At 46.7% G+C, this 20,198-nt stretch carries 19 protein-coding genes and 1 pseudogene; 13 read left to right on the plus strand and 7 right to left on the minus strand.

Translation table 11 applies throughout. The features are described from left to right. Positions 1-104: 104 nt before the first annotated feature. The gene (locus tag D0T66_RS09760) at positions 105-578 is read left to right on the plus strand and encodes a BON domain-containing protein (RefSeq protein ID WP_163357097.1); all 474 of its coding nucleotides are present in this window, start codon (positions 105-107) and stop codon (positions 576-578) included. Between the two features lie 108 nt (positions 579-686). On the opposite strand, the gene D0T66_RS09765 is transcribed toward D0T66_RS09760, so the two are convergent. Further along, entirely contained in the window at positions 687-1,388 is a 702-nt protein-coding gene (locus D0T66_RS09765) for a hypothetical protein (RefSeq protein ID WP_163357098.1), read from the minus strand. Between the two features lie 152 nt (positions 1,389-1,540). On the opposite strand from D0T66_RS09765, the gene D0T66_RS09770 reads away from it, so the two are divergent. After that, entirely contained in the window at positions 1,541-2,365 is an 825-nt protein-coding gene (locus D0T66_RS09770) for a glycerophosphodiester phosphodiesterase family protein (protein WP_163357099.1), read from the plus strand. Between the two features lie 6 nt (positions 2,366-2,371). Next, positions 2,372-4,081, plus strand: coding sequence for a right-handed parallel beta-helix repeat-containing protein (locus tag D0T66_RS09775; RefSeq protein ID WP_163357100.1), 1,710 nt, complete (start codon positions 2,372-2,374; stop codon positions 4,079-4,081). A 683-nt stretch (positions 4,082-4,764) separates the two neighbouring features. Here the strand turns inward: D0T66_RS09775 and D0T66_RS09780 are convergent. Then, a complete protein-coding gene (locus D0T66_RS09780) occupies positions 4,765-5,292 on the minus strand; it encodes a DUF6712 family protein (protein ID WP_163357101.1) in 528 nt (175 codons plus the stop codon). Between the two features lie 273 nt (positions 5,293-5,565). Here D0T66_RS09780 and D0T66_RS09785 point away from each other — a divergent pair, with 273 nt between their 5' ends. Beyond that, on the plus strand, positions 5,566-6,540 hold the full coding sequence (locus tag D0T66_RS09785) for a hypothetical protein (protein ID WP_163357102.1): 975 nt from the start codon (positions 5,566-5,568) through the stop codon (positions 6,538-6,540). Positions 6,541-6,613: 73 nt separating this feature from the next. On the opposite strand, the gene D0T66_RS09790 is transcribed toward D0T66_RS09785, so the two are convergent. After that, positions 6,614-7,069: a hypothetical protein gene (locus D0T66_RS09790; RefSeq protein ID WP_163357103.1), complete on the minus strand. Its 456-nt coding sequence runs from the start codon at positions 7,067-7,069 to the stop codon at positions 6,614-6,616. A 228-nt stretch (positions 7,070-7,297) separates the two neighbouring features. Here D0T66_RS09790 and D0T66_RS09795 point away from each other — a divergent pair, with 228 nt between their 5' ends. From D0T66_RS09795 to D0T66_RS09810, 4 genes are all read left to right on the plus strand, one after another. Further along, entirely contained in the window at positions 7,298-8,590 is a 1,293-nt protein-coding gene (locus D0T66_RS09795) for a hypothetical protein (RefSeq protein WP_163357104.1), read from the plus strand. A gap of 18 nt (positions 8,591-8,608) precedes the next feature. Continuing rightward, positions 8,609-9,103 (plus strand): hypothetical protein, encoded by a 495-nt coding sequence (locus D0T66_RS09800; RefSeq protein ID WP_163357105.1) that lies wholly within the window; start codon positions 8,609-8,611, stop codon positions 9,101-9,103. 151 nt (positions 9,104-9,254) lie between these two features. Next, positions 9,255-10,808, plus strand: coding sequence for a glycoside hydrolase family 10 protein (locus D0T66_RS09805; protein WP_163357106.1), 1,554 nt, complete (start codon positions 9,255-9,257; stop codon positions 10,806-10,808). Beyond that, a complete protein-coding gene (locus D0T66_RS09810; protein ID WP_163357107.1) occupies positions 10,805-11,131 on the plus strand; it encodes a hypothetical protein in 327 nt (108 codons plus the stop codon). The genes D0T66_RS09805 and D0T66_RS09810 overlap by 4 nt, the downstream gene beginning before the upstream one ends. 59 nt (positions 11,132-11,190) lie before the next feature. Here the strand turns inward: D0T66_RS09810 and D0T66_RS09815 are convergent, their stop codons facing one another. Beyond that, on the minus strand, positions 11,191-12,390 hold the full coding sequence (locus D0T66_RS09815; RefSeq protein WP_163357108.1) for an FISUMP domain-containing protein: 1,200 nt from the start codon (positions 12,388-12,390) through the stop codon (positions 11,191-11,193). Positions 12,391-12,587: 197 nt separating this feature from the next. After that, positions 12,588-13,799, minus strand: coding sequence for an FISUMP domain-containing protein (locus D0T66_RS09820; protein WP_163357109.1), 1,212 nt, complete (start codon positions 13,797-13,799; stop codon positions 12,588-12,590). 238 nt (positions 13,800-14,037) lie between these two features. Here D0T66_RS09820 and D0T66_RS09825 point away from each other — a divergent pair, with 238 nt between their 5' ends. Beyond that, positions 14,038-14,829, plus strand: a complete 792-nt coding sequence (locus D0T66_RS09825; protein ID WP_163357110.1) for a hypothetical protein — start codon at positions 14,038-14,040, stop codon at positions 14,827-14,829. An 83-nt stretch (positions 14,830-14,912) separates the two neighbouring features. Here D0T66_RS09825 and D0T66_RS09830 read toward each other — a convergent pair whose 3' ends face one another. Continuing rightward, entirely contained in the window at positions 14,913-15,353 is a 441-nt protein-coding gene (locus D0T66_RS09830) for a carboxymuconolactone decarboxylase family protein (protein ID WP_163357111.1), read from the minus strand. A gap of 244 nt (positions 15,354-15,597) precedes the next feature. Between D0T66_RS09830 and D0T66_RS09835 the strand changes: the two are divergent. Further along, positions 15,598-16,728, plus strand: a pseudogene (locus tag D0T66_RS09835) (class I SAM-dependent RNA methyltransferase); the annotation flags it as partial. Between the two features lie 12 nt (positions 16,729-16,740). Here D0T66_RS09835 and D0T66_RS09840 read toward each other — a convergent pair. Beyond that, the gene (locus D0T66_RS09840; RefSeq protein WP_163357112.1) at positions 16,741-17,406 is read right to left on the minus strand and encodes a hypothetical protein; all 666 of its coding nucleotides are present in this window, start codon (positions 17,404-17,406) and stop codon (positions 16,741-16,743) included. 264 nt (positions 17,407-17,670) lie between these two features. Between D0T66_RS09840 and D0T66_RS09845 the strand changes: the two genes are divergently transcribed. From D0T66_RS09845 to D0T66_RS09855, 3 genes are read left to right on the plus strand one after another with little or no spacing between them, the layout of a single operon-like run. Then, positions 17,671-19,080, plus strand: coding sequence for a B12-binding domain-containing radical SAM protein (locus tag D0T66_RS09845; protein ID WP_163357113.1), 1,410 nt, complete (start codon positions 17,671-17,673; stop codon positions 19,078-19,080). Then, on the plus strand, positions 19,077-19,688 hold the full coding sequence (locus D0T66_RS09850) for a hypothetical protein (protein ID WP_163357114.1): 612 nt from the start codon (positions 19,077-19,079) through the stop codon (positions 19,686-19,688). Before D0T66_RS09845 ends, D0T66_RS09850 begins: the two co-directional genes overlap by 4 nt. Beyond that, positions 19,675-20,193: a hypothetical protein gene (locus tag D0T66_RS09855; RefSeq protein WP_163357115.1), complete on the plus strand. Its 519-nt coding sequence runs from the start codon at positions 19,675-19,677 to the stop codon at positions 20,191-20,193. Before D0T66_RS09850 ends, D0T66_RS09855 begins: the two co-directional genes overlap by 14 nt. Positions 20,194-20,198: the final 5 nt, after the last annotated feature.

Raw genomic sequence — 20,198 nt, forward strand, 5'->3', positions numbered from 1 at the left:
TTAAAAAAAATAGAGAAAACATAATGAAATTGATAAAAAATATATTATATTCGAAGTGTGATACACTTGTTACGTAAAATTTAAACCATTAAATATTGAAGATTATGAAAAAGTACCTATTAATTTGCCTTACCGTGATTCTTGCAGCATTTACATTCTCGTCTTGTGGCCCTACTGATGCCGAAGTACAAGGAAATGCCAAACAAGTATTGCTGATGACAGCTCCAAGTACAGACTGTACCGTGCGTAACGGAATTGTTACTATCACCGGAACAGTAGAGTCTGAAGCTATCAAAACCGAACTGGAAACGAAAGTTGCCGAACTGGACGGAGTGAAAAGAGTATACAACGACGTACAGGTAGTAGAACCTGCTCCTGTTCTTTCGGAAGACGATACATTGCGCGCTGCGGTTATCATGGCTATCGAAGAAGCTAAGTTCAAAGACGTAGACGTTATGGTAAAAGACAAAGTAGTGACATTGAAAGGTAAATTCAGCAAAGCCGACCAAAACAAGATCGTTGCTGCTGCCAAAACTATCGATGTGGCGAAAGTAGTGAATGAAATGACAACAAAATAAAAATACTCTTTTCATAAGTAGAGCAGCCCGCAAGATTGACTTTGCGGGCTGCTTTCGTTTGTTAACGGTGTATTTGCCGTTCGAAACGCTCCTGATCCTCTTCCGCCCTCATCTTGTCGGAGCGGTAGAGTAGGAATCCGAAAACTTCGACAACCGTTTTTTGAGTGATTTCATCAAAAAGGTATATTTTATCCTCTGCCAGATCGGCAATCGTTTTGTACCACCCCCACTTTGCACTAAATGCTCTATATCCCTGACAAACCGGTTTGCTTGCGTGACGGTTGTTGAATAAAGGTTCGAAATCTTGCAGAAGCTTTGATTTCTGTGCAAAAAAAAAGCCAGCAGCGGAAGCACTTGCGAGCAAGGCAAGCCGCGAAAGACGGCGCTCCTCGCTTCTGTATTGTCGGGGTTGTATTTCTCACCCACAGGGCGGCAAAGGATAGCCAGCACTTCCGACAGGCGGTTTTCGCGCTCCCCCTCGAAGCAGTTTTCCACGTCCACCCATTCGCCCAGCGTCAGCTTGTCGCCATAGGAAACGGCATACTTCTCGCCCGCAATGCTTACGCTCTCCGACGGGGCGATACTGTCTTCGAACATAAAACCGAGGCTGCCGGCAATGCTCTCGAAAAGCTGGGGTGGGGCACTCATCAGCCAAGCCTCGTCTACCTTGCACAGTTGCGCGATAAACTCGATGTGTTCGCTTTGCGTTTTGGGTTGTTGGAAGTACCATTTCTCGTACTCGCCGAAAAGGATTTCGTCCCAGCTTTGGGGGACATTAATCGTTTTACCTTCAAATTCAATCTTAGTCATAATATTCTTGTTTTTAGTATTCTGAATATTGATAAAACAGGAGGCGGAGCGCTTACTTTTTTAACAAAAAAGAAAATAATACGGCAAATACTTTTTAAAATATTTTAAAAACAGTAATTTTGTAATTCTTCGGAATTTATAAATCTATCAAAATGAAAAAATATCCTATTGGTGCACTCATTATTATTCTATTCATCATTTTCTTCGCAGCTATGTCGAATAGTAAAAATAAAGAAGTAAACGTAGGCGGAGAACAACTACCGCACATCATCGCCCATCGCGGGCATTGGGACACCGAAGGCTCGGCACAGAATTCGCGCAAAGCGCTCGAACTCGCTATCGCACACGGTTTCTACGGATGCGAATTTGATGTACACCTGACCAAAGACAACCGTGTCGTTGTTTTTCACGACCACGACATACAGGGCATCAACATCCAGACGACCGATTATGCCGACCTGAAAGACCTCAAACTCCCGAATGGCGAAACGCTCCCCACGCTCGATGAATACCTCGAAATAGCCTCGAAGCAGAAAGGCACCAAACTGATACTCGAAATCAAGGGGCATCAGGGGGCTGAACGTAACCGCGAGGCTGCACGCGAAGTGCATAAACTGGTAAAGCAATACGGTGTGGAAGGCATCACCGAATATATATCCTTCAGCATGGATGTCTGCAAAGAGCTTATCGCTATGGATGACAAGCATAAGGTGTTCTTCCTCCATTGGGACAAGGATGCCCCTTCGCCCAAGGAGTTGAAGGCTGCCGGATTCTACGGGCTGGACTATGCGTGGGGCGCTATGAAAGAACGTCCCGAGTGGATAACCGAAGCACGCGAGGTAGGGCTGAAAGTCAATATCTGGACGGTGAACGATGAGGCTGATATGCGCCATTTTGTAGAGGCGGGAGCCGATTTCATTACGACCGATGCCCCCGAATTGCTGAAAAAAGTTATAGACGAAAAGAAAAAGAAATAATCCTCGATGACTAAGACATTTTACTACTTAACACTGTTGTGCCTTGCTGTCCTTTTAGCCGGAGCGGGCTGCGGGGGCAAGAAAAAGGAGAGCGACGAACCTGTGCAATACATCCCGCCCAAACCGAAAGGCAAAACAATGGATGAGGTACGTGCCGAACTGAAAAAACACATTGTCGATGCGATAGATAGGTGGGTGGATGAAGACCGCAGCGGACGGAAATACGGAGCAGTTGCCGAGTATTATCAGGATTTCAACAACGACGGGCGCACGGATTATCTGCTTGTCTTCGAATACGCAGAAAAGGGAGAATACGTCAATAATATATGGCACGAAGATGCTGCTTATGGCGTAGGCTATGTGCTCTCGAACAAGGAGACGAAAGACTATGATGCAAGGGTGGTTTACGACGTTTTGCCCTCCATCAGTGAAGCAAGTAAAAGATATGGCGACAAGGAAAAATATGCCTATACCCTCGTAGGGGTGGAAAGCCCGAAGAATAATACACTTACGCTCAAATACACCGATTATTACTTCGATGGCGACGAATATGAGGAGGTGAAAGAAGCCGCCCGCAAAAAGAAAATGGAATCTTTCTGGGCAGAAATGACCTTCGAGTGCGATACGGAACAGAACTTTTTCCGGCTTGTAAAGTTTGGCGGGCTGAATGTATATGGCAAGGGCGAACAATATATCGATTTCAACGATTCGCAGTATACGCCTCTCTATCTGATAGACTGGAGTTGGAAGTGGTATGCTCCGCTCAAATTTATGACAGTAAACAATACGCCTGAAAAGGAGAAAACTATATATGTAACCGACGAAGTAGAATTTGTGGAGGCCATAGGCAGCGACAGAACCATTATTATTCAAGTAGATGAACTGAATCTGACATCTGACACCATCGAGGCGAAAATGCGTGAAAAGAATGACCAATACAAAATTTCCGAATTTTATGATTCGCTGTATGGGCTAAAAAATCTTACCATCATCGGTAGATCGGGAGCAGGCGAATATGAGGAGGAGTATAGTACAAGGCTTGTCAGTGATGAGACAAGTGATATTATTTTCTTCGTTTCTTATTCCAGCAACATCACGCTGCGCAATCTGCATATGACGCACGATGTCCCTCCGGGCGGTTGCGAAGAAGGCGTGTTTTCGGCTTTCAAGTGTCAAAACCTGCATATCCGCAACTGCACGTTCGATGGGTCGGGTATTGTAGGCATCGCCTTAGATAGTGTTACGAATGCCGTTATAGAATCCTCCTATTTCCTCAATAATTCGGATAATGCTATCAAGGTGCGCGATTCGGAAAATATCCATTTCTTCCAATGCTCGGTATATCAAAACAAAACAGCTTACCCCACTGTCAGTGTCAACAACTCGTCTGTCCGCTTCGGGCGATGCTATCTAAGCAGCAATGTACTTCCTGACGAAGAAGATGCGCTTATCTCTTTTACCGTGCGCGACCATGAAAAGACGATGCAGAAAGAAGAGAACCCGATAAACGGCCGGTTGGAATTCTTCGATATGCACATCGACGAAAACGAAGGGGAAAGCGGTTGCTATCTGATGTGTGTAAAAGAATGGGAAGCTTACACGTCGTTAGACTCAACTTATATGGAGACACAAAACTGGAGAATACCGTTTACCCCAATCAATCCGGGCGAAATTGCGTATGAATCGTATGACATCAATATAGATGATGGAAGGTAAATAGATAAATTTATCTATAATTAATAGAGTAAAAATGTTCTTTTATTTTATACTTATTCTTTCGCGTCTTGGCTGCGCGGAATCGTTTTCGCGATTCCTTGCGTTCCTTTTGCCCAAAGCCGCAAAAGGAACCAAAAACACATTCCGCCACACTTCTCGGCGACCCGTCGTAGGCTCAATGGCGAAATGAAATAAAGGAATGCTTCGCATTCTGGCATTTCATTTTACGCCATACATCGCCTGTCGGGTTCCCCGCCTGCGAAGTTGGGGGCGGGAGATTTCTTTTTCATTGCATGGCGCTCCCCTGATTCCGACATTGCCGGATAGACGGGGCACCCACACAGCGCCAGTGAGCGATATGAGCAAAACGTGTTTGAGCGCAGCGAGTTTTTTGCTCAGCGAACAAGCTGATTGTGGGTCGTCGTAGACGGCTAAGTCGTGAAAAGCTTTAGCTTTCGGCCTTAGCCAATTTGCAGGTTCGTTTTTGGTCAAGCAAAAATGAACGAAGGCAAGCAACGACAGTTGCGCGGCAGTATAAAATAAAAGAACATTAAAGAATATTGCTGCTGAAATTTAATAAAAAAGCAAAAATGCTTAAAGAAAATAAAGCGTATTACCCATCGCGGGCGATACGCTTTCGTTGTATAAACACAAACTAAATATGAAAATGAAGAAAGTATTTTTTATTTTCCGAAATAGAAGCCGCTATCGTACGATTTCTCGTCCGAACCCTGTTCGCCTGCATGTTTTGCACATCCCTCCGACGGTTGCCACAACGGGTAATTGGCGCGGCATTTGCCGAGGAAATCAATCAACTGCGTGCGTAGCGTGTCGGCGTCATCCTTTATCCATCGGCGGAGTTGAGCAATGTCTTTGATGTCTACGCTTTTGCTGTTCTCGCTCTCGCGAATGGTAATCCCTTTATTCACAATGCTTGCCCAGTGGAAAGGCAATGCCTGATAGACCGCATAGAAAGAGAGTGCCGGAGCGATGCGCACAATCAGGTCGCTGTTGGCAGGCGTGAGTGTGTCCGAGGCGATTTGCTCCTTCAATTCGGCAGTAAGCGGTTGCCCTAAGACGGTTTCGATATACAACTCCTGCGCGATGCAGATATAAGGCACGAAATCGGTTATATCGGTCGATTGCGTCACAGGAGAATGGAGCTTGAAAAGTTCTTCGCTGATAAGTGGGGTTTGCATGTATTCGTTCATAATCTTTTTCGTTATAGATAAATACCCTCCGCCCGCAAACATTTTATTAACATATTAATGATAGTTACAAGTTACAAGTTACGAGTTACAAGGCTTGATTTTTGTTTTCTTGTAACTTGTAACTGCCCGTAGGGCGAAGTAACTTGTAACTTTTTTAACAAAATATACTTATTTTTGCAGATGCCAATAAGAAAGTTGCCTAAACATCGTTATGTTGTTTAGTAAGCATGCTTATAAATTATGTCTGACAATTAAAAACTCACTGAATACTGTATGAAACAACTTGTTTTTCCTATACTGACTATACTATTCACCCTCTCTTCGACCGCATTAGTGGCGCAAAGTAGCCATCTGGAAGACGATATCTTATTAGACAAAAAGTTCGATGGCTTCAAAGCCCTCGACATACAATACGAATACCTCTCCCCGTCGGACTATCGCATGAAAATGGATAAGGAAAACAAGCAATACGAAAAAGGGCGTATCAATTCGATACAGCGCTTCAATGCTGCCGCTACGATGCCCATTATCGCAAAAAAGACTTTCGTTTTCTCCCTCTCGGGAAAATATAACTATCAGGCAGTCGATTTCGGTAAAGTGCAAACCGTGAATATCGGCGTGCCTACACCTCCGCACCATTATAGCGAAGAACTGCACGGATATGCCGTGGGCGCTTCGGCCGTGATGAACGGTAAACTATTCGGCAAGCATATGCTATATGTGGCCAGCATAGTAGCCGACGGTTCGCACGGATTCGAGACTGTGACAGGGATGATGGTGGCGACCATGGTGCTGAAAAAGAACGAAACCACCAGCATGTCGGTCGGGCTGTACGGAAGCACGGCACGCTCGTCTATCTTCCCCTTCTTCCCCATCTTTGCCTATACACACCGCTTTGCATCGGGGTGGACGTTCGATTCCGTATTGCCGCAACGTGCCCACATGCGCAAGGTGATAGGGCGCAACGGACGCTTTTCGGGAGGATTCACCCTCGACAGCAACACGTTTTATATCTACCCGTCGGACAGGCAGAATTTCCCGCACAACTATACCTACAACCGGATAGATGCGCGCCTCGATGTGGAATACGAGCACTTTATGACGAAGCACATCCTTTTCAATGCCAAGGCGGGATTCAACAAATGCTACGAAGGGGCGTTGAGGCAGAAATATAAAACCAAAGATATTGTGATATTCAAGCAGGATGCCAACTTCTTTATGAATGTGGGAGTAGCTTACAAACTATAAAAGAGAAGTTATAGGATACAAAAAAAACCGGATATATATCCGGTTTTTTGTTCCTTAGCCCTAATAGCTTGGTTTATTGACGTGTGTAAGTATATATATCAGTTGCATGGGTTTGGTCTGTCAATTGTACAGTCAATACATTTCCGCTGATAGTGTACAACCAGATAGAAAGGGGTTTGTCTTTTTCGTCGTAAAGCATATACGCTTCATCGTTGATACCATAGCGGCTGGTACGTTCAGGAGTAAGGCCTCCGTTTTCGCCACGGTTAGCATAGAAATCCATATATAGCTTACCGTCTTCGCCTCTTCTGCATATCATCCATTTGAAAGGGTTGGTGTCGCGTACCCATTTGCCTTCTATCGGATTAAACGATGCTCTGTATCCCGGATCGAGCGGATCGTTATAGTCACCTTTCCATTCATGTGCTAATGAACCAGTGGGCTTGCTATCGTCATCATCGTCGCTACAACTATTGAATCCTACTAAACATGGTGTCAGAAACAACACAAGCATAAGTAATTTTTTCATTGAGTTTAGTTTTTATTAGTTTGGTTATGTTTTTGTATAAATATAATACGCTGTACTAATCAAATTTTCCTCAAAAATAATATCTTTTTCTCTTTTATCATATTTTTAACGGCAAAAAATGTAACCTTAACATCTCGCCACCCCTTAATATCCTTTTCCCGATGCGCTTTTTTCCGATTGTGATTTGTATATTTGCAATATGTTAATTTCTCGTAATACTATCGATATATGATGAAAATATACCTTTTCGCACTCTGCTGCCTGCTGTGTCTGCCTGCCTGTAACAGCAAAAAGGCCGAAACAACCGAAGCAGCACCCGAAAATACCGAGAACACCGAAAACACCGAAGAGCCGGCGCCACAGGCTGCATATACCGAAAAAGCCGATACCTTGGCAGAGTATGTGTACAGCAACTATTACCGGGTAGACGACCTGTTCGACCAATCCACCCCGTTTGCACCTGCCAAAGAGGAGACTGACATGATGAAAACGCCTGCCGATGGCAGTTATGCAGTCCTGCGGATGAATGTCAACTACACAGCCGGAATACACTCGCGCATCGTCTCCTATGTCAAAAGCGACAGTTCGGATATGCGCCTGTTCTGGATGAATTACGATGCCGGCAACACGCCACTCTATGCAAAAGAAATCTCGCAGTTGGCAGGAGATAACCGGTACGACTTTTCATTCAATGCCAAATCGAGAATAATGAAATTGCAGTACGAGCAGAAAGAAGGATTTTCTGACTATAAGTATTACAAGCTGGGCGACGACGCCCGATTCCATCAACTGCCGACGCCCGTACTCTATCAGGTGAAAGAGGATAAGGTAATGAATTGCAGCCTGCGCGGAGGAACGGAGCTCACTGTTTTCAGCCCCGATTGCGATTCGCGGGGAGCAGAAGATTGCAGCTTTGTTGCCACGCTCAAAGCATCCGCTCCGCCCCACAAAGAAATATACGAACATAGCGTTGCCGAAGACGGCCGCCTCTATCTGGCGATAGAAGGCGCGAAAAGATATGCCTGCCAACCTGATTTGCAGGAAGTTCCTGAAACGCAAGAGCGGCTCGATTGGCTGCGCCAACGGCTGATAGACCAGTACATGAAAGACGATGCCACAGCCGCCTTTATCAGCGACGAAGTGGTAGCGCACAAAATACCCTTTGGAGATAATACATATCAAGTCTATACCATCGATTCCTCCTTCCGCTATGGCTCATACAAATGGTTCTTTGCGGCGGTAGACGAAGATTTGGACAATCTCTACTATATCGGCTCTGTGCCGGGGACGATTCTCGGAGGGATTAAAGTTTTTGCCCTCGACGAGCATCTGTTCTTATATATGCGCAACGAATGGTACACGGCCGATAGCGAACTCTACACGGGCGTGCAGATGAGTTACCTCAGCCCCGAAATCTGCTTCGACCTTTCGATGCTTGGTTTAATGCAGGAGAAAAACAGTGATTCGGGCGAAGAAGAAGAAGTTGTAGAGTATGATGATAGCGACCGGTATGCATATTAATCTGAATCTATTGAGGATATGAAAAAGTTAAAGGCGGACGGCATGAAAGTATTGAAAATCTTTCATCTGATATTTGTAATGATGTGGGTTGTGGGCGTGGCTACGCTGGCGATTATCAGTGCGCTGACCTATTACTCGGGCGACGAATTATACACGGCGTTGAGGCTTAGTCGTATAGTAGACGATGTGCTGGTGATACCCGGGGCAACGCTGACCGTGCTGACGGCAATCGTGTATGGCGTGTGGACGAACTGGGGATTCTTCAAACATCGCTGGATAACTGTCAAGTGGATTATTTCCTTGACTATCGTCCTGTTGGGCACTTTCTATTTCAGCCCTCATCTGGATAACAGCCTCTACATTGCCGACACCACGCGTGACGCTGCCCTGACAAATGCCGAGGTGACAGACGGCATACGCATCTCGCTGATAGGGGGTATTGCACAAGGGAGCGCCCTTGTCTTTCTGGTGGTGATTTCGGTATTGAAACCGTGGAAAGCAAAGAAGAAATAGCTGATAACATTGTAGGGGGCAATAAATATTGCCCCGCGAAAACCGAGTAGCTTGTAACTCTCTAAACAACAATTATAACGATATTGGCGACGGGTTTTGACCGAATTTTCATACTTTTACACTTTCAATAAAACGACAATATACAATATACATGAAACGAAATAGCATTCTTCTCGGCGCATTGTGCGTAGTCATCCTGCTGCTTTCCTCGTGCCGTACGACCCAACGCCTGCAAGTCCTTCCCCCTTCCGAAGCCGAAATCAGGCATCCGAAGCGCGAGTTCCGCGGAGCATGGATAAGCACCGCCTGGCAAAGCCGCTACAAGGAAATGAACAGCGAGCAGATGAAACAGTATTTCAGCCGTGCCCTCGACGAATTGCAGGCAGTCGGCATCAATGCTGTTATCTTCCAAGCCCGCCCGCATGCCGATGCTTTCTATCAATCGGGCATAGAGCCGTGGAGCGCCTTGCTCACAGGCACACAGGGCAAAGCGCCTGACAATGGCTTCGATCCGTTGGCATATCTTGTTGAGGAATGCCACAAACGCAATATGGAGCTGCATGCATGGCTCAATCCCTATCGTGTGACGGCAGGGGTAAACGACGTACTCGCGCCCAATCACCTCTACTATCGCGAACCGCAACGCTTTGTGACGTATGGCGGCAAAATCTATTTCGATCCCGGGCTACCCGAAAACGAAGCCTATATCTGCCGCATAGTGAAGGATATTGTGGCGCGCTACGATGTAGATGCCATCCACATGGACGACTATTTCTATCCCTATCCCGTGGCAGGGGAAGCCTTCCCCGACGATGCCAGCTTTGCGCGCTACGCAGCGGCGCAGGGTTTCGGAGCCGAACAGCGTGCCGATTGGCGGCGCAACAATGTCAACAAGCTCGTCAGGGAGATAAAATACACCATCGCCGCTACCAAGCCGTGGGTGCGCTTCGGGATAAGCCCCTTCGGCATCTACCGCAACAAGAAGAATACGCCCGACGGTTCGGGCAGCGACACGAATGGTTTGCAGAATTACGACGACCTCTACGCCGATGTATTGCTCTGGGCGAAAGAGGGTTGGATAGATTACAATATGCCCCAGCTATACTGGGAGATAGGGCATCCGGCTGCCGATTACGAAACGCTGATCCGCTGGTGGTCGAACAAGCGCGACGACAGCCACCTCTATATAGGGCAGGATGTGAAGCGCACGATGGATGCCACGCAACCTTCTGGTGAATCGCAATTGGAGCAAAAAATGGTGCTTGCGCGCCGGATGAGCGGAGGTAGCTGCTTCTGGCCGGCATACGAATTGCTGGACGATTACAAGGAGGTTTCTACTGACCTGTTGCTCAACTATTACCGCTATCCGGCTCTGATTCCGGCATATACGCACATGCACGGCAGAGCGCCCAAAAAAGTGAAGAAGATTTGGGAAGAATATACCGAAAAAGAGCATTTGCTCCGCTGGACGGCAGACGTAGATCCGTCCGACCCCGAAAAGGCGAAGTATTATGTCGTTTACCGTTTTGCCAAATCGGAGAAAGAGAACACAGACGATGCTTCGCGAATCGTTTCCATCACACGCCAACCGCAATACGTATTGCCGTATGAGGGTGGGAGAGGAAGCGAATACAAATATGTGGTGACGGCTGTGGATGCCTTTCACAACGAATCGAAAGGGCGCACGAAGAAGGTGAAGCTATGAAAAAATCGCGTTTCTCGCTGATAGCGCTCGCCTGCTATTTTATTACTTGTCCGCCTGCCTTTTTTATGGCGGGGCTGGCTTACGGAGGCTCTGCTGCGAGGTTGATAGAAGAAGAGCCCGACTATGCTCTGTTTGTGCAGATTGGCGGTTTTGCGATACCTGTGTTTCTATTGGCTGCTATCATCTTCTCTGTCCTTGCCTATAAGAGAAACGAGCCGTGGCGCCCATTGTCCATTGTAGGCGGTGCTTTCTCGCTCGGCTTCAATGCGATGATGTTCCCCTTTTGGAGCCGCCTGTTTTTTGACATTCTGCATGCAACATAAAAGCCCCCGATTATTTTCCGGAGGCTGTATTTTGATAACTGATAACTGATAACTGTGTGTCAGTTTTTCTTGCAGCGCACACTCATTAGCGAGCGATGATAGTATACATCTGATTTCTCTACACTATCTTTATTGTAGGGTAATATCCTGAACCATGCATTTATAGGACTGTTATTACTTGCTGTCCAGATGTAGGCTACTTCTCCGTATTCTTGGGTGTATGAGACATCTACTTGCCCTACTAATAGCGTATTGAATCCCCCTTTTGAGAGCGATAAACTATTTCCTCCTGCCGGATATGTACTGTTGGGCAGAGGGCATTGGCTTTTCATAACCGCCCCATGGGTTCCTCGGAGTGCCCAGGTAGCATTTTCCCAAATGGTGTTCCATACGCTATTTGCTGTGGATTCGCTATAGAGCGAAGCATTTTCGGTCAGTTCTTTTTCCAATACATTCCATTCCCTGTCGTTAGGTAAGTGCCATCCTTTCGGGCAAATACCCTGTATTCCTTCCGAATCGGATTCGTCTGCCTGTCCCTGTCCTTCGCTGCCCACAGGTGTCGTCCCATCGCTACCTTTGCGCGATTTGGTAGCCGCCTGCCAATTGTAGAGTATTCCCTGCTCGAGCCTCCAAGTGGAAGGTATTACACTGAAGTCAACACTCCCGTAGGGTATTGAACCATTTTCATTTGCATTGGGATAAGCTATAAGCGGATCCACCAGTTCGTCTCCCGAGTAGTATGATTGCGTAAACGGTATCGGGTTGTCCGTATCGGCCGTTCCGTCGGGTTTGGCATAGTGCTTTGCCGCGAGGTTCTGCGTCATCCATGTGCCCGCATTCCCGAACTGGCGTGCATAAAACGCATTTCCGTCCTGATCGGTATAGGTTTCTACCGGCCCGAAAGGATCTGATCCTATCGGCTGCCATTCGCTGCCATTCCATACGTATAGCCCCGATGGTATGGCGGCACAATACGGGTTGCTCTCGTCAGCTACGTTGTAGACAAGTAATCCCGTATGGTCGCCCGGATATGCTCCTGCGGCCACGCCGTTGATGGTTGTCGAAATGTCGCTGTCGACGCGTTTGACTAATTTCACGCGAGGCAAACCTAATCCTTTGGTTGTTGTACCTGCTTGTTTCAGATCGAGGATAGCTCCGGATGCCGGAGTTTCGGTACTTCCTATGGTGACCTGAGCATGCAAATTGACTGATAAGAATAATGATAAAGTCAGTGCCAGTGCTGTCGTTAATGTTTTCATTTGTTTATTTTATAGTTGCTTTATATAATATGTTAATGTGCTGATGTGCTGCTTGTAAGTGCAAAGGTAATATTTTTTTACAAATTGCAAAATCTAATTGCGATCAATCGACTCATTTAGGTGGCTGCATGCAATGCAAAAGCCCCCGGTTATTTTCCGGAGGCTGTATTTGATAACTGTTAACTGATAGCTGTGTGTCAGTCTTTCTTGCAGCGCACGCTCATCAGCGCGCGGCGGTAATAGTAGCCTGCACGTGCTACACCATCGGACAGCCACGAATTGTTGGTAACCTCCCTATAGCATGAACCAGCTGCAGAATCTCCACTGGCTGAACTCAGAAATGCATTTGTCCCATATTCCGACGGAGAGTCCTGATCGATTATCCCCACTAATAACACCTCGAATCCTCCTTGCCCGAGAGAGAGGCTCTTGCCGCCCGTAGGAGTTGCATTCGGACTCCCTTTGACGATACAAGGGCTTTTTATCACTTTGCCATGTTGCCCGCGCCAATTTCCGGCATCCTGTTCCCAATAAGTATTCCATGCCGAGTTGGCTACATCTTCGGCATAAGAAGTCGCGTTCTCGGTCAGTTCCTTTTCCAGCACATTCCATTCCCTGTCGGTCGGCAGATGCCAGCCTTTGGGGCAGATACCTTGTACATTGGCTGCGTTGTATTCGTCGGTAGATCCTTGACTTTCGTTCAAATAATCGAATCCATCTGTATTACCACCTCTTCTGTTTGTTGCCGCCGCCCAATTATATAACAATCCCTGTGCTATCGTCCACGTAGAAGGCGCCCTGTCGTATTGTATAGGGTATATCGTTCCGTTTTCGTCTACGTTCGGATACGAGTAGCGGGGCTCGCGGATATTTTCGTCATTCGATACCGAAGGATCCGGCACTAACAGCGGATTGTCCGTGTCGGCTGTCCCGTCGGGTCTGGCATAGTGCTTCGCTGCCAAATTCTGTATCATCCATGTGCCTGCATCTCCGAATTGGCGGGCGTAAAACTCGTTCCCATCCTGATCGGTGTAGCTTTCTATCGGCCCGAGAGGTTCTCCGCCTACCGGCTGCCATTTGCTGCCATCCCATACGTATAGCCCCGATGGTATGGCGGCGCAGCGCTCATTGGCTTCGCCCGATACATGATAGACAAGCAATCCCGTATGGTCGCCCGGATATGCTCCTGCGGCGACGCCGTCGATGGTTGTCGAGATGTCGCTATTGAAGCGTTTGACTAATTTCACGCGAGGCAAACCTAACCCTTTGGTGGTTGTACCCACTTGTTTCAGGTCGAGGATGGCTCCTGCGGCAGGTGGCTCGCTACTCCCTATGGTGACTTGCGAATGTAAGTTTGTCGATAAGAATATAGCCACTGACAAGAATAGGGCTGTTGTTAATGTTTTCATTTAATAGTATGCATATTTGTTAATAATCTTATTTTTAATTCGTGTCGGTAAGCAAAAATAAGATGATGAGATATGCCGATATCAAAAAGTAGACAAACAGCCCCAATTTTGCGACAAGTGGGCTTGTGGCTGAGATAAATGTTTTTATCGCCGGGATTTTTTTTTGTGTAGTTTCCGTTTCTTATTCCATAAATCAGTAGATTTGTAGAATCGAAAACAACTTCAAATACAACACACGATGAAAAAGCTTTGTGCTATGCCTTTCGTATTTCTGTTCCTGTTTCTTTTTTCCTGTTCCCAATCGAAGAAAGAATTCCGCATGCCCCGTATCCCTGTGGACTATGTCATAGCAGGCGTGTTGGATGTCGACCGCAAAGGACAGACAGATGCTTTCTACGAGCCGTTGTACTTCGGCAAGTGCGATACGCCCGAAATCTATCCCAACTTTGGGTTGTATCTCGATTCGCGCCTATGGAGACAAGTGTCTGATACTACTATCCGTCGCGACGAAGAAGTTGTTGCCGACTTCGACCGTAAAATTGTTTCGCGCGATATGCCTCTCCATCTCCCTGTTGCTACGGGATTGGGTTTGTATGTCGATACGGCGCAATACTTTTTAGGCGAAGCCCGCCATTGGAGCCGTCAGGATAAGATGCAGATATGGCACCCTTTCGAGGCAGTGGTGCGTCCGGCAGCCCTTGTCAACCATTCGGCGGACAGCCTTGCCATCTGGATAGATAATGACAACCTGCCGCTATTGCTGGAGGCTAAGGACAAAGAGGGCAAATGGAAAGCGATAGAAATATTGAACCGGGGGCGCGAACGCGAATTGGAATATCTCTATACAAACAGGACTATCTGGTATTATCCCTTACCACCCGATGAAATGATACTGACTGCCGTGCCTATATTGAGCGGTGAGTTCGAAACCAAATTGCGCCTTTGCTATCGGTGCGATTCGGTGCGCATCTATTCCAATGAATTTATGGGGAAAGTGAATCCCGAACAATTCGGTCAGGAAGAGGAGTAAAAAACAAACGGCGATTATCCTTTCGGGGGATAACCGCCATTTAACTTCTTCTTTCACTTGGGGCTTTTTTCCTTTATCTTAATTCAAGCTTTGGGCATTGTTGTTGCAATTCCTATTCTGTTCCATGCATTGATGATGACAATGACCATAATTATTTCGGCGAGTTTCTCCTTCCCGAACATCGCTTCGGCCTTGTGATACCTTTCGTCGGATATCCCGTGCTTGGCGATTTTTGTAATGTCTTCGGTGAGAGCCAACATCATTTTTTCCTCTTCGGAGAATAAATCCGATTCCTTCCAGACGTTCAGCATATATATGCGTTGCTCGGTTTCGCCGTGCTGGCGGGCTATCTTGGTGTGCATATCCAGACAATAGGCGCATCCGTTGATTTGCGATGCCCGTATCATCATTATGCCCTGTTCGATGGGTGTGAGTGATATTTTCTGCAAGTAACCTTGTAGCCCCTGTATTCTTTTCAGTGCATCAGGAGCTACATCCATCAGGTTTATTCTTTTCGATTCCATTTTTTATACTTTATTGATATTCCTTTCTACAACTTAAACAAGATGGAATAGAAATAGTTCATTCTTTTTATAAAAAACTTGCTTGCGCAATTAATTGAATCGCGACGTTGTTGTGATTGTGTCCTGTAAAATAATGGCTTATGTATTCTTTTTTGCAAAAGGGAGAATCCCGTTAATCCGATTATATTTCCTACATTTGCAGCAAATTAATCCGAAAAAGCGTATGTATAGCAACGAGTATGCAATGATAGCCAAAACAATGGCGGGGCTCGAAGAGGTATTGGCCTCGGAACTGATAGCATTGGGGGCGAACGATATAGAGATTGGGCGGCGGATGGTTTCGTTCACCGGCAACAAATCGCTTATGTACAAAGCCAATGTGTGTTGCCGTACGGCGTTGCGCATCCTCAAGCCGATACATACCTTCAAGGCGAAAACGACGGACGAGATATATAAGGAAGTGAAAAAACTGCCTTGGTTCGACTACCTCACGCCCGAAAGCACATTTGCCATCGACGCGGTGACTTTCTCGGATTACTTTACTCACTCCAAATTTGTGGCATACCGCACCAAGGACGCGATAGCCGACTATTTCACCCAGCGCACGGGCAACCGCCCTTCGGTGGATGTGCGTAATCCCGATTTGCTGATAAATATCCATATCGCGCAGGATAAATGCACCCTTTCGTTCGATTCGTCGGGCGAATCGTTGCACAAGCGCGGTTATAGGGTGGGGCAGACCGAAGCTCCGCTGAACGAGGTGCTGGCGGCGGGCATGATAATGCTCACCGGGTGGCGCGGCGAATCGGATTTTGTAGACCCCATGTGTGGTTCGGGGACGTTGCTCATCGAGGCGGCGCTCATAGCGCGCAACATTTCGCCGGGGATATACCGCAGCAACTTTGCCTTCGAAAAGTGGAAAGATTTCGATAGCGAGCTTTTTGAGGAGATATACAACGACGATAGTGGCGAACGCGATTTCGAGCACAAAATCTACGGCTCGGATATCGACCCCAAAGCGGTGGATGTAGCCATTTCGAACGTGAAAAGCGCCGGGTTGTCGGACTGTATCGACCTCAAAATAAAGCCGATGGAGCGATACGATGCTGCTCCTGCTCCTGCCGAAAAGGGTATACTCGTCACGAATCCGCCTTATGGCGAACGGCTGAATCCCGACGACCTGTTCGGGCTGTACGAGATGATAGGCGAACGCCTGAAACATGTTTTCACAGGCTATCAGGCGTGGATATTGAGCTATAAGAAAGAATGTTTCGACAAGATAGGCCTCAAGCCGTCGAAGAAAATCAAGCTGATAAACGGTTCGCTGCCCTGCGAATTCCGCCGCTACGATATTTTCTCCGGCAAACGCAAGGAACAGGGGTAAGCCTTATTCGAGGCTGTACACATATTCCAGCATGCGGGCGATATCCCCTTGCTGTTTGAAGTTGATTTTGTTCTCTTTGGCAAACTGTTCTATTTCCGTCTTTTGCGATTTATATATTTTCGTTAATGCTTTTGGCGAAGTAATCCGGACGAATTTATCGTTGCTTTTGATGTAATACATCGGCTGCAACTCCTCTTTGATGCGATGCTCGTGCTCCTCCTTCGCTTCGGCAACCGGCAGGTGCGACGAATCCAATATCGGCGTCACATTTTTGGTCGATGTGGAAGGCGAATAAAATCCGTAGCCTACATGAGCCCCTTGCAGGTTATTATTAGATTTCCAGCGGATATAGTATTCCCCACCGGTGATTTCTATCTTCTCATAAAACGCTTCCTTTTCGCCTTGCACAAATCTTCGTCCGTTGATGTCGATATGGGAAAGCCGTTCGGGATTTGTGAGCGCAAGGATTATTTTATCCTCGCCAACAAAGGTAATCTTCTCTGTTTCGAAGTTGTAATTGAACTTCGACTGGAGCGTATTGCCTGTTTTGGTGGTTGCCGTTCCGTCGAGGAAGTCGTAGAAGAGATAACTTCCGGGCGAATCCTGTGCACGTGCGTTAAGGAGTAAAATAAATCCGGCAAATAATAGCAATGTGATTCTTTTTTTCATAATAGTATTTTTTTCTTTCAAAATAGGTTGAATATGACTTGCAATTTAACAAAAAAACTATTTGAAGTCATGCTTTTGTCGAAAAAAAGAATTTTTTTGCCTTGTTTTGTGCTACTCCTTAGTCCTGTACGCAGCTATAATTAATACTCCTACAAACTATATGCGTATTCCGATATACAGGTAATATCCTTTCATTTTTTTATTCCCAATATTTTGTAAACATAAAATATATATTAACTTTGTATTTCAAAGTTCTTTTTGTATATGAAAGTAAAAATGATTCTCCCCTCATTAGTTGAGGCAGACAGTATATTCTGGCGACCGATAAAGTATTCGCTTTTCCCACCTTTGGGATTGGCAACCTTGGCAGCATACCTTTCGCCCGACGACGAAATCGATTTGCAAGACCAGCATGTCGAAAGGCTGAAACTGGACGACGACCCCGATTTGGTTGTTATACAGGTCTATATCACCAACGCTTTCCGGGCATACCGGATTGCCGATCATTACAGGGCAAAAGGCGCTTTTGTCATTCTGGGCGGCTTGCATGTCACCTCGTTGCCCGAAGAGGCTGCCCGCCATGCCGATGCCATCTTCATCGGTCCTGCCGAAGAATCGTTTCCCCGTTTCCTGTCCGATTTCCGCAATGGCAGGCCTCAAAAGATATATACCTCATCCGTGCGCACGTTGACGGATTTGCCTTTCCCCCGCAGGGATTTGATTAAACGGAGCCGCTATCTCGTTCCCAATTCGCTGGTTGTCAGCCGTGGATGCCCTCACCATTGCGATTTCTGCTACAAAGACGCTTTTTTCGGCAACGGGAAATCGTTCTACACAGAGCAGGTAGACAGGGCGTTGGCAGAGATAGACAGCCTGCCGGGACGGCATCTCTATTTTCTGGACGATCATTTGCTTGGAAGCAAGCGTTTTGCAGCCGAATTGTTCGAAGGAATGAAAGGCATGAACCGTGTATTCCAGTGTGCGGCGACTATCGACTCCATTCTCGATGGCGACCTGATAGAGCGTGCTGCCGAAGCGGGATTGAGGAGTGTATTTGTAGGATTCGAAACCTTTTCGCCCGAAAATCTTCGGCAGAGCAATAAAAAGCAAAATATGGCCCGCAGCTATACCGAGGCGGTCAACCGCCTGCACGGGTTGGGCATTATGATAAACGGCAGCTTTGTTTTCGGTTTAGACCACGACGACCGTGATGTTTTCCGCCGCACGGTAGATTGGGGCGTGGAGCATGCCATCACTACGGCAACCTATCACGTACTGACGCCTTATCCGGGTACGCGCCTGTTCGATGCTATGGAGGCTTCGGGGCGTATCGCCACCCGCAACTGGGATTTGTACGATACCCGCCATGTGGTCTACAAAACGCAGGGACTTTGCGCCGAAGAACTGAAAGAGGGCTACGATTGGGCATACCGCGAATTCTATCGCTGGTCGAATATCGGCAAGGCGGCTTTTTCGCATCCATCTGTCAAGCATCAGTTGAAGCACCTTTTCTACACGGGTGGCTGGAAAAAGTTCGAGCCGTTGTGGAATGTGCTTATCAAGGCGGGCGGGCTGACGCATATGCTGCCCTTGCTGGAGTCGCTGCTCAGCCAAGTAAACTATGGAGTAGGGAGAAAAGAAATAGCAAACGAATCTGTTATTTTAGAGAAATGAATGATATAACCCGCAATATAATCCGTTGCATACTGTTTGCATTCAGCCTGTTGATTGCTTTGGCAGCTTGTCTCTTAACCTTTTCATTGGATAGGATGTTGCCGCTATTTCTTAATTCCGTATTTTTTGTTTTTGCAGTTATCGTATTGGTTTTGTTGTTGATAACTGTGTTGATTCTCAATCTTATACTCAAGTGTCAAGGGGCAAAGAAACGGTTGTTCCCGCTGTATCCCCTTTTTGCCGGGGTGCTGGGCATAGCAGGCATAATAATATATCAGAATACCTTGGATAGTAGCCCCCTTGTGATGTCGGCAAAGCATTATGAAGATATTGCCGGAAATGTGTATATGGAATTCGGGGAAGATGGGCGATATCGTTTAGATTATTACGGCTTTTTAGATGGCATGCGTTATCGGGGAAAATACACGATAGCCGGCGATACTATTTTTTTGAGCGAAGATACGCCAATAGCAGAGAACAAAGAATATATGACCAACAAGCTGCTGATAGAGGAAGATTATATCTATTTCCAGCTCGATAGTGTCGGAAACTATGACAAATATTTCAAAATGCACATTTATAAACCATTAGAATATGAAAGCAATTAAAGACGAAAAACAACTGCTGCGCATTATCCGCGCCATTACTCTATTCTTCATTCTGGCGCTCGTGGTGTCGGGTGCAACCGCCTTCCCTCTCGAAACGGAGTTGTCGATAATAACCGGATTTCTCGAAGGCTCGACGGGCGTGATGGGTGATTTATATGCTTGGTTTGCACGCATATACGAAGGCATATTGCACACCAATGCCAACTATCCCTTCATCATGTACGGCTGCGACTGGCTTGCCTTTGCGCATATTGTCATAGCCATTGCCTTTGTGGGTGTACTGCGCAAGCCGGTGACCAACCGCTGGATTGTTTCGTGGGCGATGATAGCCTGTGTGGGCGTTATTCCCGCCGTGATTATCTGCGGATTTGTGCGCGAAATTCCGATTTTCTGGCAATTGGTCGATAGCTCGTTCGGTATATTCGGGCTTATTCCCTTGCTCGTTTTGCGACACTATATCAGGCAGTTGGCAAAAGTCAGCAACTACGTCGAACAGCCATACTGAAGCGT

Origin of the sequence: Dysgonomonas sp. 25 (assembly GCF_010501075.1) — a bacterium.
In the GTDB taxonomy this organism is placed as follows: Bacteria; Bacteroidota; Bacteroidia; order Bacteroidales; family Dysgonomonadaceae; genus Dysgonomonas.